This window comes from Frigoribacterium sp. CFBP 8751, from assembly GCF_014841545.1.
Lineage (GTDB): Bacteria > Actinomycetota > Actinomycetes > Actinomycetales > Microbacteriaceae > Frigoribacterium.
In genome coordinates this window covers 54,157-67,434 of sequence record NZ_JACYUB010000008.1, presented here as the reverse complement: position 1 = coordinate 67,434, position 13,278 = coordinate 54,157, and the positions used below count along the sequence as shown (strand labels likewise).

Below are 13,278 nucleotides of genomic sequence, written 5' to 3'. Positions count from 1 at the left end.
ATCGTCGGACGACGATACCAACTGGGGACGCTCCGCTCGGCGACGGTGTCGCTCGTCGTCCGCAGAGGCCAGGATGTGGGGATGGGGATGGGGATGGGGATGGGGATGGGGATGGGCATCAGGTCGAGGCGGGGCGTCGTGGCGACCGTCGTCGTGGCCGTCCTCGCGCTCGCCGCCGGATGTGCCAGCTCGAGTGACCTGCTCCAACGGTTCGAGTCGCTCATGGACGGTGTCGGCGGCGTGGTCGAGATCGAGACGGCCGGGACCGACTCTCCCCTCGGCGTCGCGGAGGCCCAGGCCACGGTCGTGGTCGAGGACGACCTCTCCGACGACGACCTCGAAGCCGTCGCCGAGCGCATCAGGCCGTTCGTGGCCCGCAACGTCGGTGACTCCTCCGGCTGGCGGTTCGTCGACGTCCGGCGAGGCGCCGTCTCGTTCGAGGTGCTCGCCGACGAGGGCGACACGGCGGCCCAGCTCGACCTCGCCCGGCGCGTCGCGGACGACCCGGTCTTCGCCGAGGTGTCCCTCACCACGCACGCGTTCGGCGAGGGCCGGGCGATCGGAACCGACTCGCCTCGGCAGGGGTTCGGGATCACGGTGGTCCCCTCGGACTCGTCGGACGTCGTCTCGGCCTGGCAGCGGGCACGGTCCCTGCGGGATGCCGCGGCTCAGCTGGCCGACGTCGACGTGACGGCCTGGAGCCCCGACTCCCGCCGGTTCGTCACCGAGAACGTCAGCGGGTTCCCCTCGGTCCTCGACGATCCCGCGACGTCCGACGTCGTCCTCGACGCCGCCGACCAGGCTCGGCTGCTCGACGCCGTGGGGGCTGCGGATCTCGGGGCCGGGCGGGTCGAGGTCCTGCCGGAGGGCATCCGGGTCGACCTCGACACACCGACCGTCACGGGGTACCACTCGCCGGACGAGGTGGCGGAGGCGTCCCCGCGAGCTGCCCGGATCGCCGGCGTCCTCGTCGCGATGTCGGAGGTGCCCGGCACGTCGATCGGCTTCGTCGACTCACCGGACGAACGGCGGGAGCTCGACGGCGACCTGTCCGCGGCCGAGTCGTTGGTGGACGTCGTGGCGCCCGGCACGGTCACCTACTCGGCGATCAGTGCCCGGTCGGTCGAGGTACGGACGTCGGGGCTCGAGGGCGCCGTGCCCGCGATGCAGGCCATCGGTGGTTCCGCGGCCGTGTCCGGGATGGACGAGATCCGCGTCTCGTCCGATGCAGCCGTCCGTCGGGGACTCTGGTTCTCGGGACGGCCCGAGGCGCTCCCGGTGCTCGCCACCGTCACGGGCGCCATCGTGGCCGCACCCCGGATCGAGGGCGTGGCCGTGACCGCCACGGAGGGTCGAGTCAGCATCGAGCTCGGTGACGACGACGACGACGCCGCCACCGACGCCGCCCTGGCGGACGTCGTCGGCGCGGTTCGGACGGCACCGGCCGGGACCGTCGTGACGTTCCGGCGAGACGGGCGCGGGGCGGCCGACCTCGCCACCGAGACGGTCGGGCAGGGGGCGACGGGTGACTGCTCGACGCTCGACACCGACGATCGTCGGCTGTGCGAGATCGTCGCCTCCACCTGGGGCGGGTAGTCGCCTGACGGCGAGGCCCCTCACCTCGTCACGCGCTGTCGAGAGGGCCGTCGAGCGCTGATCCTGAGATCGCCCTCACCACGTCCGTCGCGAGACACGGCGTCACGATGCGTCACCGAACGTCACGTCGTTCGTGTGGCCCGAGCGCCCGGGCAGAAGATGACGGGACGCGGGGTCGTCGCTCGCCGACGCTCCGCTCCGATCCGTCGTCGAGCGCAGGGGAGTCGTCGTGACCAGCAGGAACACCCGTCCGTCGGCGGCGTCCCGCCGGGCGCTGAGCGACCTCTGGCGAACGCTGCTGCACACCGCGGGCGCGGCGTCGTGAGCGGCGTCGGCGACACGGCATTCGACCCGGGGGGCTCGAGCGAGGTCGGCCCGACCCCGACCGTCGAGGTGCGCGGCACCGTGGTCGTCCTGCTCGGGGCGGGCGAGCGAGCGGGCGACTTCGCGAGGCTCACCGACCGTCTCGTCTTCGACGGGTACCGGGTCGAGCTGTTCGACGACGTCTCCACCGACGTCCGCGCCGTGCGGGCGGGCGTCGAGCGGCTCGTGCGTGACCGGGCACTGCCGAGACCCCTCGTGCTGCTCGGCTCCGACGTCGGGGCGACCCTCGCGGCATCCGTCGCGGCCGACTCGGTCGCGGCCGTGGACGCGGTCGTGCTGACGGGCGTGCTGACGCCGGCCTCGCGACGGGGACTCGGGCTCGACCGACGGGACGACCGGCACGGGAGAGCTCTGCCGACGGGGTTGTCCCTGCCGGCGGCACGGTCGGTGGTGCAGCCCACCCTGGTCTTCCACGGCGACGGGGACCGGGTCACCGAGGTCGCGGACGCCGTCGCCTGGGCGGCCCAGCTGCCGCGGGGTTCGGTCCGCCTCGTGGGCCAGGGTGGGCACGACGTGCTGCGGGGCTCCGGTCACCGCACGGTGACGGCCTCGATCGTGCTCTTCCTCGAACGTCAGCGCAGTGACGATCCTGTGCTCGTCGACGCGTTCGCGGCGCGCACGCCCCGGCCCGCCTGACGCGACGTGTCCGCGTGTGTCGGTCGGGCTGGCACCCCGGGCCCGAACGGTGCACGATCGAACGATGACCTCGCCGATCGACCACGCCGACCCGACACCCGTCGTGCACGTGCTGCACGACAATGCCGAGTGGCTGCCGCCGCTCGTCGCCGCGCTCGACGCCGCGGGGGTGCCCCACCGCGAGCACCTGCTCGACGGGACGTCCTTCGACCTCGCGGCCGCGCCTCCTGAGGGGGTGTTCTGGTCGCGGCTGAGCGGATCGGCCCATACGCGCGGCCGGGGGACCGCGAAAGAGGTCGCCCGGGCGACCCTGCGCTGGGCCGAACGGCACGGGCGGCGGACGATCAACGGCAGCGGTGTCGTCGAACTCGAGGTGAGCAAGGTGGCGCAGTACCTGGCGCTGGCGTCCGCCGGGTTCGACGTCCCCGCGACGACCGCCGTGTTCGGCACCGCCGACCTCAAGGCTCGGGCACGCGAGCAGACGCTGCCGTTCATCACGAAGCACAACCAGGGCGGCAAGGGCCTCGGGGTGCGCCGCTTCGACGACCTCGACTCGTTCGACGCGTACGTCGACGGGCCCGACTTCGAGGTGCCGGTCGACGGGATCACCCTGCTGCAGGAGTTCCTGCTTGCCGAGGAGCCCTTCAACACGCGCGTCGAGTTCGTCGGCGGGCGCTTCGTCTACGCGGTGCGCGTCGACACCTCGGCCGGCAGCTTCGAGTTGTGCCCCGCCGACGCGTGCGTCGTGCCCGACGGCGCCGACCCGGCCACCTTCGCCCCGTTCGCGGTGCGCCCCTCGGTCACCGCCGAGCACCCGCTCGTGAGGCGGCTCGAAGCCTTCGTCGCCGAACAGGGCATCGAGGTCGCGGGCATCGAGTTCATCGAGACCGTCGACGGTCGCTTCGTGCCCTACGACGTCAACACGAACACCAACTACAACCCCGACGTCGAGCGATCGTCGTCGGTGTCGGCCGCCGCGACGCTCGCCGCGTGGCTGGGCGAGGTGCTGGCGGCGGAGTACGCCGCGACACCGGCCTAGCGCCGGTCGCCTGGACACCGTCGAGTGGACGCCGCGCCACGTCGTGCCGCGGTTCGTCGTCCACTCGACGGCGTCCCGGGACGGGGTGTCTCGGGCGGCGGTTGTCAGGGGCCGGCGATCAGGACGACCAGCGCCCAGGCAGCGGGCAGCAGCGTCACGGCCATGACCACGTTGGCCACCAGGAGCCCGGTCACACGGGCCTCGCGCCTGGCGGGCGGTCGTCGCCACGTCGCGTCGACACCGGGTCCCTTCGATCGTACGGTCGAGCGTTGCAGGCGGACGCCGGGACGGGCTAGCGACGCGGAGGCGCGGGTGGCGCCGGCGAGGTCGCGAACGCCACGGCCGCGAGGCCGGTCAGCACGACCGCACCGATCGTCACGGGTGCGAGCGGCCCGGCGAACGCTGCGGCAAGGCCGACGGGTGTGCCGAGGCCCACGACGAGCTGGCCCACCACCAGCAGCACGAGGCCGAACGCGGAGCCCAGAAGGCTCACCCGGGCCAGGTCGTGCAGTCGCCGGGAGTCGTCGGCGAGGCGGCGCGTGCCCGGTGTTCCCGGCAGGCCGGCGGAGAGTCGGCGTCGCATCCGCACGAAGAGCACCAACGCGACGAACGACAGCAGCAGCGGGATGGCACTGCCGATCGTGAGTGCGGTCTGCACGACGCCGAACAAGGCGTCGGTGCCACCGGGGGAGGGCGGGGTGCTCATCGGACTCCGTTCGAACGAGGTGGTGGGTTCACGGGCGAGTTCGTGGTGGACGGGCGCCTCCGGCGGCCCGGGGACGACGAATTCGCCCGCCCACGACCGTCACGGGCCGAGTCGCCGACGAACCACCCGGACACGACGACGCCGACCAGGCGGGAGGCGAGGTCGGCGTCGTGGGCCGTGCGGCCGGGTGTCTAGTAACGGGGCTTGCGGGCGGGCCGCTCGCCACCCTGTGACCGGTCGGGGCGGTCGTCGCGGCGGGGCGCGCCTCCTCGGCGGTCGGGCTTGATCTCGATGAGCTTGCCGCTGATGCGGGTGTCGCTCAGACGGTCGAGCATGTCGGTCGAGACGTCCGAGGCGAGCTCGACGACCGAGAAGTCGGGGCGGATCTGGATGGCCCCGAAGTCGTCGCGGCTCAGGCCACCCTCGTTCGCCAGGGCGCCCACGATCTGACGCGGCTCGACACGGTGGCGACGACCGACCTCGATGCGGTACGCCGTCATCGGCTTCGACGTGCGCGGTCCGCGCTCGCGGCGCTCGCCCCGGTCGTCGTCACGGCCGCCGCGCGGCGCGCGGTCGTCGCGCTCGCGCAGCGGACGCTCGTCGCGCTGCGGTCGCTCGTCCTTCGGGTCGAGCAGCAGGGGAGTCTCGCCCTGGGCGACCACGGCGAGGGCGGCGGCGACGTCGGCTTCGGGCACGTCGTGGTGCTCGACGTAGTGGCTGATGATGTCGCGGAACGCCGAGATGCGGCTGTCCTGCGACAGGGCCTCGGTGATCGCGTCGTCGAACCGGGTGAGGCGGGTGCTGTTGACGTCCTCGACGGTCGGCAGCTGCATCTGCGTGAGCGGCTGGCGGGTGGCCTTCTCGATCGCACCCAGCAGACGACGCTCACGCGGGGTGACGAAGCTGATCGCGGCACCGCTGCGGCCGGCACGGCCGGTGCGGCCGATGCGGTGCACGTACGACTCGGTGTCGATCGGGATGTCGTAGTTGACGACGTGGCTGATGCGGTCGACGTCGAGACCACGGGCCGCGACGTCGGTCGCCACGAGGATGTCGAGCTTGCCGCTCTTCAACTGGTTGACCGTGCGCTCGCGCTGGGCCTGGGCGACGTCACCGCTGATGGCCGCGGCCGAGTAACCGCGGGCGCGCAGCTTCTCGGCGAGGGTCTCGGTCTCGCTCTTGGTGCGGACGAAGATGATCATGCCCTCGAAGTTCTCGACCTCGAGGATGCGCGTCAGGGCGTCGACCTTCTGCGGGTACGACACCATCAGGTAGCGCTGGGTCGTGTTGACCGAGGTGGTGGTCTTCGCCTTGACCGTGATCTCTTCGGCGTCGTTCAGGTACTGCTTCGAGATGCGACGGATCTGCGGCGGCATCGTGGCCGAGAACAGCGCCACCTGCTTGTCGTCGGGGGTGTCGGCGAGGATCGTCTCGACGTCCTCGGCGAAGCCCATCTTCAGCATCTCGTCGGCCTCGTCGAGCACGAGGTACTTGAGCTCGCTGAGGTCGAGGGTGCCCTTGGCGAGGTGGTCCATGATGCGACCGGGCGTGCCGACGACGACGTGCACGCCGCGGCGCAGGGCGCTCAACTGCACGCCGTAGGCCTGGCCACCGTAGACGGGCAGGACGTGGACGCCACGCATGCCGGAGGCGAACTGCTCGAACGCCTCGCAGACCTGCAGTGCGAGCTCGCGCGTCGGCGACAGCACGAGCGCCTGCGGCTTCTTGGCCGAGACGTCGAGGCGCGACAGGATGGGCAGGGCGAAGGCCGCGGTCTTGCCGGTGCCGGTCTGCGCGAGGCCGACGACGTCGCGGCCGTCGAGCAGGGTGGGGATCGTGGCGGCCTGGATGGCCGAAGGGGTCTCGTAGCCGATCTCACGGATGGCCTTCAGGACCTGGTCGCTCAAGCCCAGATCGGCGAACGTCGGCGTCGTGTCGGCTTGCTCTGTGGCGTCGCTCGGGGCTTGCTCGGTGGTGTCACTCATGGTGCAACGGTAGCTTGTCCGGGGCCTCTGCCGTTGCTCCCGCCCGCGAGGCGGGTCGAGTCATGTCGGTGCGGGGTGCAGCAGCGCCACGGCGAGCGTGGCCCCGACGATCGTCGTGGCCAGGACCGAGGTCGTGACGGCGACCCGGCGCAGGGTCCGCGACCGGCCCGGGCGTCGCCCGACGGTGGCCGACAGCAGGGCCGTCACGGCGAAGGCGGCCGAGGTCAGGCCGACCACGGGCGCCGAGGCCCGTCGCCCTCGAGCGAGGTCGAGCGGGAACTCGGCGGCTCCCTCGTGCAGTTCGGCCCAGCCCCACGCGACGTACCCGGCGGTGGCCACGGCCGACAGGGCGAGCGCGAGGGCCGGCCGGTGCGGGATCGGCTCGCGATGGACGTGGACCGCCGGGGGACCCCGCCGGGGGTGGCGCCTCGGCCGCAGGATCGGGTCGTCGGGGTCGAGCGTGTCGTCGAGCGGGAGCCGACCCTGCCGGCGGAGCACGATCACCTCGTCGACGGGCCGAGGACGCCTCGAGTACGGCATCTGCTTCTTCGCAGGGGGCGACACGGTCGTCAGCATACCGGTCGTCTGCACAACGGGCGGGCCTTGATGTCGGCGGCCCGAAGTAGTCTTCTCGACGACCGATCCCACCTCGCGACACCCCGAAGGACGACGTGCAACCGACGTATCGCACCGCCAGCGGTCGGCTCTTCCAGGCCGATTGCCTCGAGGTCCTCGCCGAGCTCGAGGACGAGTCGGTCGACCTCGTGTTCGCCGATCCGCCGTTCAACCTGGGCAAGGTCTACGGGGCGGGCATCGACGACTCGCTCGACGAGGACGCCTACCTGGCCTGGTGCAGCCGGTGGATCGCCGAGTGCGTCCGGGTGCTGAGGCCGGGCGGCTCCTTCTACCTCTTCAACCTCCCCCGCTGGAACATCGAGCTGGGCCACGTGCTCAACGGCGAGGGCATGACCTTCCGTCACTGGGTCGCCGTCGACATCAAGTACGGTCTGCCGATCCCCAACAAGCTCTACCCGTCGCACTACTCGCTGCTCTACTACAGCAAGGGCAAGCCGTCGCGCTTCGTCCGACCCCGCCTGCCGATCCAGGTCTGCCGTCACTGCGGCCGAGACATCAAGGACTACGGCGGCCACCGCAGCAAGCTGCACCCCGACGGCATCAACCTGACCGACGTCTGGCTCGACATCCCCCCGGTCCGACACCGGGCGACGAAGACCCGAGGGGCGAACGAGCTCAGCGAGAAGCTGCTCGAGCGAGTCCTGACCATCAGCTCCGAGCCCGGCGATCTCGTGCTCGACCCCTTCGGCGGGTCGGGCACGACCTACGCCGTGGCCGAGAAGATGCACCGGCACTGGGTCGGTGCCGAGATCGGCGACGTCCGGCCGATCATCCGTCGTCTCGAGGGCGAGGACGCCCAGGTCGAGCTGCCGGGGCGCGGAGACACGGGGCGCGGAGACACCGGCCGCGGCGACACCGGCCGTGGGGTGACTGCCGGGGCCGAGCGCTAGCCGCCCGAGGTCCCGGCGTCTGCCGGGGGCTCGGCGGACCGGACCGGAGTCGAGAGAGCGACCCCGGGGAGGTGCGGTGCCGTGGGGTCCGCGAAGCGCGGGCGCTCCGGGAAGGGTTTCGGCTCCGAGGCCGTCTCGGGGGCGGACGGGACCAGGGGGATCGGCGCGGTCACGGGCGTGGGCGCGGCGACCGGCGGCTCCGTGACGGGTGGTGCCGTGACGGGCGCCTCCGCGGCGACCGTCGGCACGATGACGCTGATCGGCGTCGTGTCCGTGTGCACCGACTGCACGCGCACGCGCTTGGCCCGGCGCAGCCACCGACGGGCGCCCGGGGTCGCGAGCAGGCTGCCGAGCACGAGTCCGGCGCCGATCGCCAGCGTCGTGAGCATCGAGAACACGAAGTCGACCTCGGCACCGTCGTTGCCGGCCATGAAGTTCAGCAGCGACGACGCCACGGCGAGCGACGGCAGCAACGACCCGCAGAAGGCCGGCACCGCGATGACCGTCGCGGCCGTCCGCAGACGTGCCGCGGCCACGGTCGAGAGCGCACCCAACAGGGTCGCCGCGACGAAGGTCGCCCCCATCAACGGCAGCCCGAGGTGGCGCAGGGTGAAGAGCGAGACGTTGCCGACCAGGGCGACCCCGATCGTGATCGGGATCATGCGGGCGGTCGACCCCTGGGCGATCGAGTTGGCCGACGCCGCGGCGAAGCTCGAGATGAGCGAGAGCCAGAGGGGCAGCGCCTGCAGCGTGATGTTCGTCGGGTCGACCTCGATGTCCGCGAACCGTGCGGTCACGGCGAGTCCGGCCGGGATGCCGCACACGACCCCGGCGACGATCAGCCCGATCACCAGGGCGCGGCCGACCGCCATCGACCGGAAGCCCGAGATCGCGTCCTGGGCCCAGGTGACGATCGTGGGGTGCGGCAGGACGAGGACGACCACGGCCGCGACCAACGCCGCCGCGCCTCCCGGGGTCAGCAGCCCCGCCCAGATGCCGAGCGTTCCGAGTGCGGCGGTGGACGCGGCCTGCAGGCCGATGACGAAGAACTGGGGGATGCCGCGGGCGCTGAGCCCTCGACCGGACGTCATGATGCCGATCATCACCACGAAGGCGCCGACGGCGGCCTGCCACGTGCCGCCGGCCTGCAGCGTCACGGAGACGCCCAGCAGACCCATCGCCAGGTCGGTCAGCCACGACGGCCACCGGGGCGGGGACTTCAACACCTCGACGAGGCCGGCCACCGCCTCGGTCATGTCGCGGTCGTCGTGCAGCAGGTCGTCGACGATCTGGTAGACCCTCGACAGCCGGTGCAGGTTCGAGCCCTCGGCGTAGATGACCCGGGTCTTGACCAACGGGTTGACGCCGGCCGGGGCGTACTGGATGGTGATCGCCGTGCCCGTGATGTCGAGTTCGAGCGGGGCCAGGTTCCATTTGGTGCTGACGGCCACGATCGCGACCTCGGTGCTGCGGACGTCGGCACCCGACGACAGCATGACGTCGCCCAGGTCGAGGCAGAAGTCGACGATCTGGCGGGGCGAGTAGAGGTCGCCGCCGATGCCGTGCTCGGGCGTCGTGCCCTCGTAGATGGTGCCGCGCAGTCGTGCCCGGACGTCGCGCAGTTCGTGCTGGTTGACCAGTCGTGACTGGGCGGGCCCCTTCGGCCTGGCCTTCGGGGCCTTGGGCACCCGAGGAGGCCGAGGCCTCACCGGAGTGGGCCGCTCAGGGCGCCTGGCGTCCGACACGCTGACCTCTTCCTCGCTCATGACCGGTCGGGCCGGGGCACCGCCGAGGCGGTCCCGCGGACCCGTCCGTCGAGTCTAGGAGGCGCGGCGCCGGGCGTCCGGGCCCGTCGCGTCGAGCAGGTCGTCGGCCCTAGGACGCGTGGTCGGCGTCGTCGTCGTCGCCACGTTCGACCCGCGGCTCGCCCGCGTCGCCCCGCTCGCGTCCGGCGTCGGCCATGTCGTGGTGATCGAGGTCGGCTCGCGTGGGCGCATCGTCCCCGTCGCGCTCGGCGGCGTGGGCCCGGGCGTCGCGTTCGGCCTGCGCGACGAGCTCGGGGTCGTCGTCCATCTCGCCCTGTCCGCCGGCGAAGGGCGACTGCGTCTGGGCCACGATGGCCTGCGAGGTCGAGCCGAGGATCACCCCCGGGTCGACTCCCTTCTCGTGGGCGAGGGCGGCGGTGAGGCCGGCCGCGAGGCTGCCTCCGGCGGTGCCGAGGGTCGCCATGACGTCCTCCTGTCGAGGCGTCAGCGGTTCGTCGGTCAGCTCGGCGACGACCTCGCGGAGGTTCTCGTCGCTGGCCTCGACGGCCTCGGGGTCGCCCTGCGTGATGGCCGCGGCCTGGGACACGATGGCGAGCGCGAGAGCGGCCGCCTCGTCCTCGGGCGTTCGACCGGTGGGCTCGTTCGTGTCCTGATCCATGGGCCGACCGTACGCCCGCGCCTCGGGGGTCCTGTCAGACGGGAGGGGCGGGGTACGTCGCGTGGACACGCCGACCGGGAATGCCGGGAGGCGCGAAGGGCTTGGACCACGGATGAGCACCACCGAGACCCCCCAGACCGACAGCACGCAGCCCGCCGCCGGAACCGATCCCGGCACCGCCCTCGTCGTGGGCGCCAGCGGCATCACCGGCACCGCCCTCGTCGAGCAGTTGACGCGCGACGGGTGGGACGTCCTCGCCCTCTCGCGCCGCGCCTCCTCGTCCGCCGGGGTGACGGGCATCGCCGCCGACCTGACGAGCGCCGAGAGCCTGCGCACCGCGCTGGCCGACGCGAAGCCGACGCACGTGTTCTTCGCCGCGTGGCAGAAGCGCGACACCGAGGCCGAGAACATCGCGGTGAACGGCGCGATGGTCCGTGACCTGCTGGCCGCTCTCGACCACGCCCCGGTGCGGCACGTCTCGCTCGTCACGGGGCTGAAGCACTACCTCGGCCCGTTCGAGGCCTACGGCACGGGGAACATGCCCGACACGCCCTTCCACGAGGACGAGGAGCGCCTGCCCTACCCGAACTTCTACTACGCACAAGAGGACGAACTCTTCGCCGCCGCCGAGCGCCAGGGCTTCACGTGGTCGGTGCACCGCTCGCACACCGTGATCGGGTTCGCCGTCGGCAACGCCATGAACATGGGGCTGACCATCGCCGTGCAGGCCGCGCTGAGCAAGCGCCTCGGCCGGCCGTTCGTCTTCCCCGGCAGCGAGACACAGTGGAACTCGCTCGTCGACGTCACCGACGCGGGCGTCCTCGCCGAGCAGATGATCTGGGCCGCGACCGACCCGGCGGGTGCCGACGAGCCGTTCAACGTCGTCAACGGGGACGTCTTCCGGTGGCGTTGGCTGTGGCCCCGTCTCGCCGGCCACCTCGGCATCGACCCGGCCCTCGTCGAGGGCTTCGAGGGCGAGCCCCGACCGCTCGAGCAGCAGATGGTCGGCCTCGAGCAGGAGTGGCGGGACCTCGTCGCCGAGCACGACCTCGCCGAGCCCGAGCTGTCGCGGGTCGCCTCGTGGTGGCACACCGACGGCGACCTCGGCCGTGACATCGAGGTCGTCACCGACATGGGCAAGGCCCGCGACGCCGGCTTCACCCGGTACCGCCGCACCGAGCAGGCGTTCGTCGACCTGTTCGAGCGCTACCGCGCCGCCCGCCTCATCCCGTAGGCCGAGGCGCCGAGGAGGCGCGGTGCCGGTGACGAGACCGGCGTCGCGCCTCCTGCGTCCTCGACCCGCGCCTCCCGCACTCCCCTCGAGGTCGCGGGCCCTCTACGCCCCGGGGTCGGCTCGCTCAGCGTCCGCGATCGCGTCGCTCGGCACCGGCCGGCCCCGACGTGACAGGAACGTCACGAGCCAGAGCACCACCCCGATCGCGAGCAGGCCGCCGGCGATCGTGTACTGCTCGGCGCCGCGTCCGGAGGACACCGGCAGCACGAGCCAGAGGCAGGCCACGATGCCGACGATCGGCAGCACCCTTCCCGCCCGGAAGTGATCGTGCGTCACCGTGTCACGCCGCAACACGAGCACGACGACGTTGACCAGGGCGAACACCGTCAGCAGCAACAGGGACGTCGTGCCGCCGAGCACGGCCACGATCGGGGACTCGGGCGACAGCGAGACGTAGCCGATCAGCACCAGGCTGAGCGCCGTCGTGAAGACGATCGCCGCCCACGGCGTCTGCCGCTTCCGGTGCACCTTGCCGAGGAAGCCCGGCAGCACGCCCTGCTTGCTCATGCCGTAGAGCAGTCGGCTGGCCATCATCATGTTGATCAGGGCGCTGTTCGCGACGGCGAACATCGAGATGAACGGCAGCAGCTTCCCGATCGGGAAGTCAGGTGCGGCGGTGTTCACCACCGTGACCAACGGAGTCTCGTTGTCGGCCAGCTCGCCGATCGGGACGATCGCCACGGCGCAGATCGAGACGAGCACGTAGATCACCGCAGTGATGCCGAGCCCGGTCAGCATCACCTTCGGGAAGATGCGGCTCGGGTCCTTCGTCTCCTCCGCCATGTTGACCGAGTCCTCGAAGCCGACCATGGCGAAGAACGCCAGCGACGTCGCCGTGCTGACGCTCAGGAGCAGCGACTTGTCGCCGGGCGTCTCGAACAGCACGACCTGGCCCCAGTCGGCGTTGCCGCCGGCGATGAACCAGAACCCGATCAGGATCACCATGACGAGGCCCGAGAGCTCGATCAGGGTGAGCACGACGTTCGCCTTGACGCTCTCGCTGACCCCGCGGAAGTTCACGGCCATCACGAGCAGCATGAACGCCATCGCGATCAGCATCACGGCCGAGTTCGACAGCTCGACGCCGATGCCCGCCGCCAGGTTGGCCGCGAACGCCCGGGACGCCGTCGACGCGCTCGTGATGCCCGAACACATCACCACGAAGCAGACGATGAACGTCACGAAGTGGATGCCGAACGCCTTGTGCACGTAGAGGGCCGCGCCCGCGGTCTGCGGGTACTTCGTCACGAGCTCGAGGTACGAGAACGCCGTCACCAGCGCCACGGCGAACGCGATCAGGAACGGCAGCCAGGCCGCACCGCCGACCTCGGCCGCGACCTGCCCGGTCAGGGCGTAGACCCCCGTGCCCAGGATGTCGCCGACGATGAAGAGCAGCAGCAGCTTCGGGCCGATGGCCCGCTTCAGCTCGGTGGGACTCTCACCCGTGTCGGTCGTGGGGGGCTGGGCCTGGTTCGCGGACCGTGGGTTCGGGGGCTGCTGGTTCGTCGTCGACATGCTGACCTCCGGGGCGCATCGGTGTGTCTCGGGCGTTCCGGTCATCCTGCTCCGGTCGTCGTGGCGACGGAAGAGGCGGCCGCACATCGTCACGGCCCCGAAACGTGGGAGGGCGTCCACACGACGGCGAGGAGGCGCGGCCGACAGCCGGGGACGCAGGCCGTTCCCGAGCC

General features: G+C 71.8%; 11 protein-coding genes. 5 read left to right on the top strand and 6 right to left on the bottom strand.

The features are described from left to right. Positions 1-138 precede the first annotated feature (138 nt). From IFT88_RS15880 to IFT88_RS15870, 3 genes are all read left to right on the top strand, one after another. Entirely contained in the window at positions 139-1,596 is a 1,458-nt protein-coding gene (locus IFT88_RS15880; RefSeq protein WP_192121744.1) for a hypothetical protein, read from the top strand. Between the two features lie 321 nt (positions 1,597-1,917). Then, positions 1,918-2,616 (top strand): alpha/beta hydrolase, encoded by a 699-nt coding sequence (locus IFT88_RS15875; protein WP_192121742.1) that lies wholly within the window; start codon positions 1,918-1,920, stop codon positions 2,614-2,616. A gap of 64 nt (positions 2,617-2,680) precedes the next feature. After that, the gene (locus IFT88_RS15870; protein ID WP_192121740.1) at positions 2,681-3,655 is read left to right on the top strand and encodes an ATP-grasp domain-containing protein; all 975 of its coding nucleotides are present in this window, start codon (positions 2,681-2,683) and stop codon (positions 3,653-3,655) included. 292 nt (positions 3,656-3,947) lie between these two features. On the opposite strand, the gene IFT88_RS15865 is transcribed toward IFT88_RS15870, so the two are convergent. The 3 genes from IFT88_RS15865 to IFT88_RS15855 form a co-directional block, all read right to left on the bottom strand. Then, complete coding sequence (locus tag IFT88_RS15865) at positions 3,948-4,361, bottom strand: hypothetical protein (RefSeq protein WP_192121738.1); 414 nt, start codon at positions 4,359-4,361, stop codon at positions 3,948-3,950. 191 nt (positions 4,362-4,552) lie between these two features. Beyond that, positions 4,553-6,346, bottom strand: a complete 1,794-nt coding sequence (locus IFT88_RS15860) for a DEAD/DEAH box helicase (RefSeq protein WP_043594821.1) — start codon at positions 6,344-6,346, stop codon at positions 4,553-4,555. Between the two features lie 60 nt (positions 6,347-6,406). Then, a complete protein-coding gene (locus tag IFT88_RS15855; protein WP_192121736.1) occupies positions 6,407-6,910 on the bottom strand; it encodes a hypothetical protein in 504 nt (167 codons plus the stop codon). A 107-nt stretch (positions 6,911-7,017) separates the two neighbouring features. Between IFT88_RS15855 and IFT88_RS15850 the strand changes: the two genes are divergently transcribed. Next, positions 7,018-7,872: a DNA methyltransferase gene (locus IFT88_RS15850; protein ID WP_192121734.1), complete on the top strand. Its 855-nt coding sequence runs from the start codon at positions 7,018-7,020 to the stop codon at positions 7,870-7,872. On the opposite strand, the gene IFT88_RS15845 is transcribed toward IFT88_RS15850, so the two are convergent. Together IFT88_RS15845 and IFT88_RS15840 are read right to left on the bottom strand one after the other, a co-directional pair. Further along, a complete protein-coding gene (locus IFT88_RS15845) occupies positions 7,869-9,560 on the bottom strand; it encodes a threonine/serine exporter family protein (protein ID WP_231567069.1) in 1,692 nt (563 codons plus the stop codon). The two genes, IFT88_RS15850 and IFT88_RS15845, sit on opposite strands and share 4 nt — an antisense overlap. 187 nt (positions 9,561-9,747) lie before the next feature. Beyond that, complete coding sequence (locus tag IFT88_RS15840; protein ID WP_192121732.1) at positions 9,748-10,296, bottom strand: hypothetical protein; 549 nt, start codon at positions 10,294-10,296, stop codon at positions 9,748-9,750. 112 nt (positions 10,297-10,408) lie between these two features. Between IFT88_RS15840 and IFT88_RS15835 the strand changes: the two genes are divergently transcribed. Then, the gene (locus tag IFT88_RS15835; RefSeq protein ID WP_192121730.1) at positions 10,409-11,530 is read left to right on the top strand and encodes an SDR family oxidoreductase; all 1,122 of its coding nucleotides are present in this window, start codon (positions 10,409-10,411) and stop codon (positions 11,528-11,530) included. Positions 11,531-11,632: 102 nt separating this feature from the next. On the opposite strand, the gene IFT88_RS15830 is transcribed toward IFT88_RS15835, so the two are convergent. After that, on the bottom strand, positions 11,633-13,105 hold the full coding sequence (locus tag IFT88_RS15830) for an APC family permease (RefSeq protein ID WP_192121728.1): 1,473 nt from the start codon (positions 13,103-13,105) through the stop codon (positions 11,633-11,635). Between the last annotated feature and the right edge of the window lie 173 nt (positions 13,106-13,278).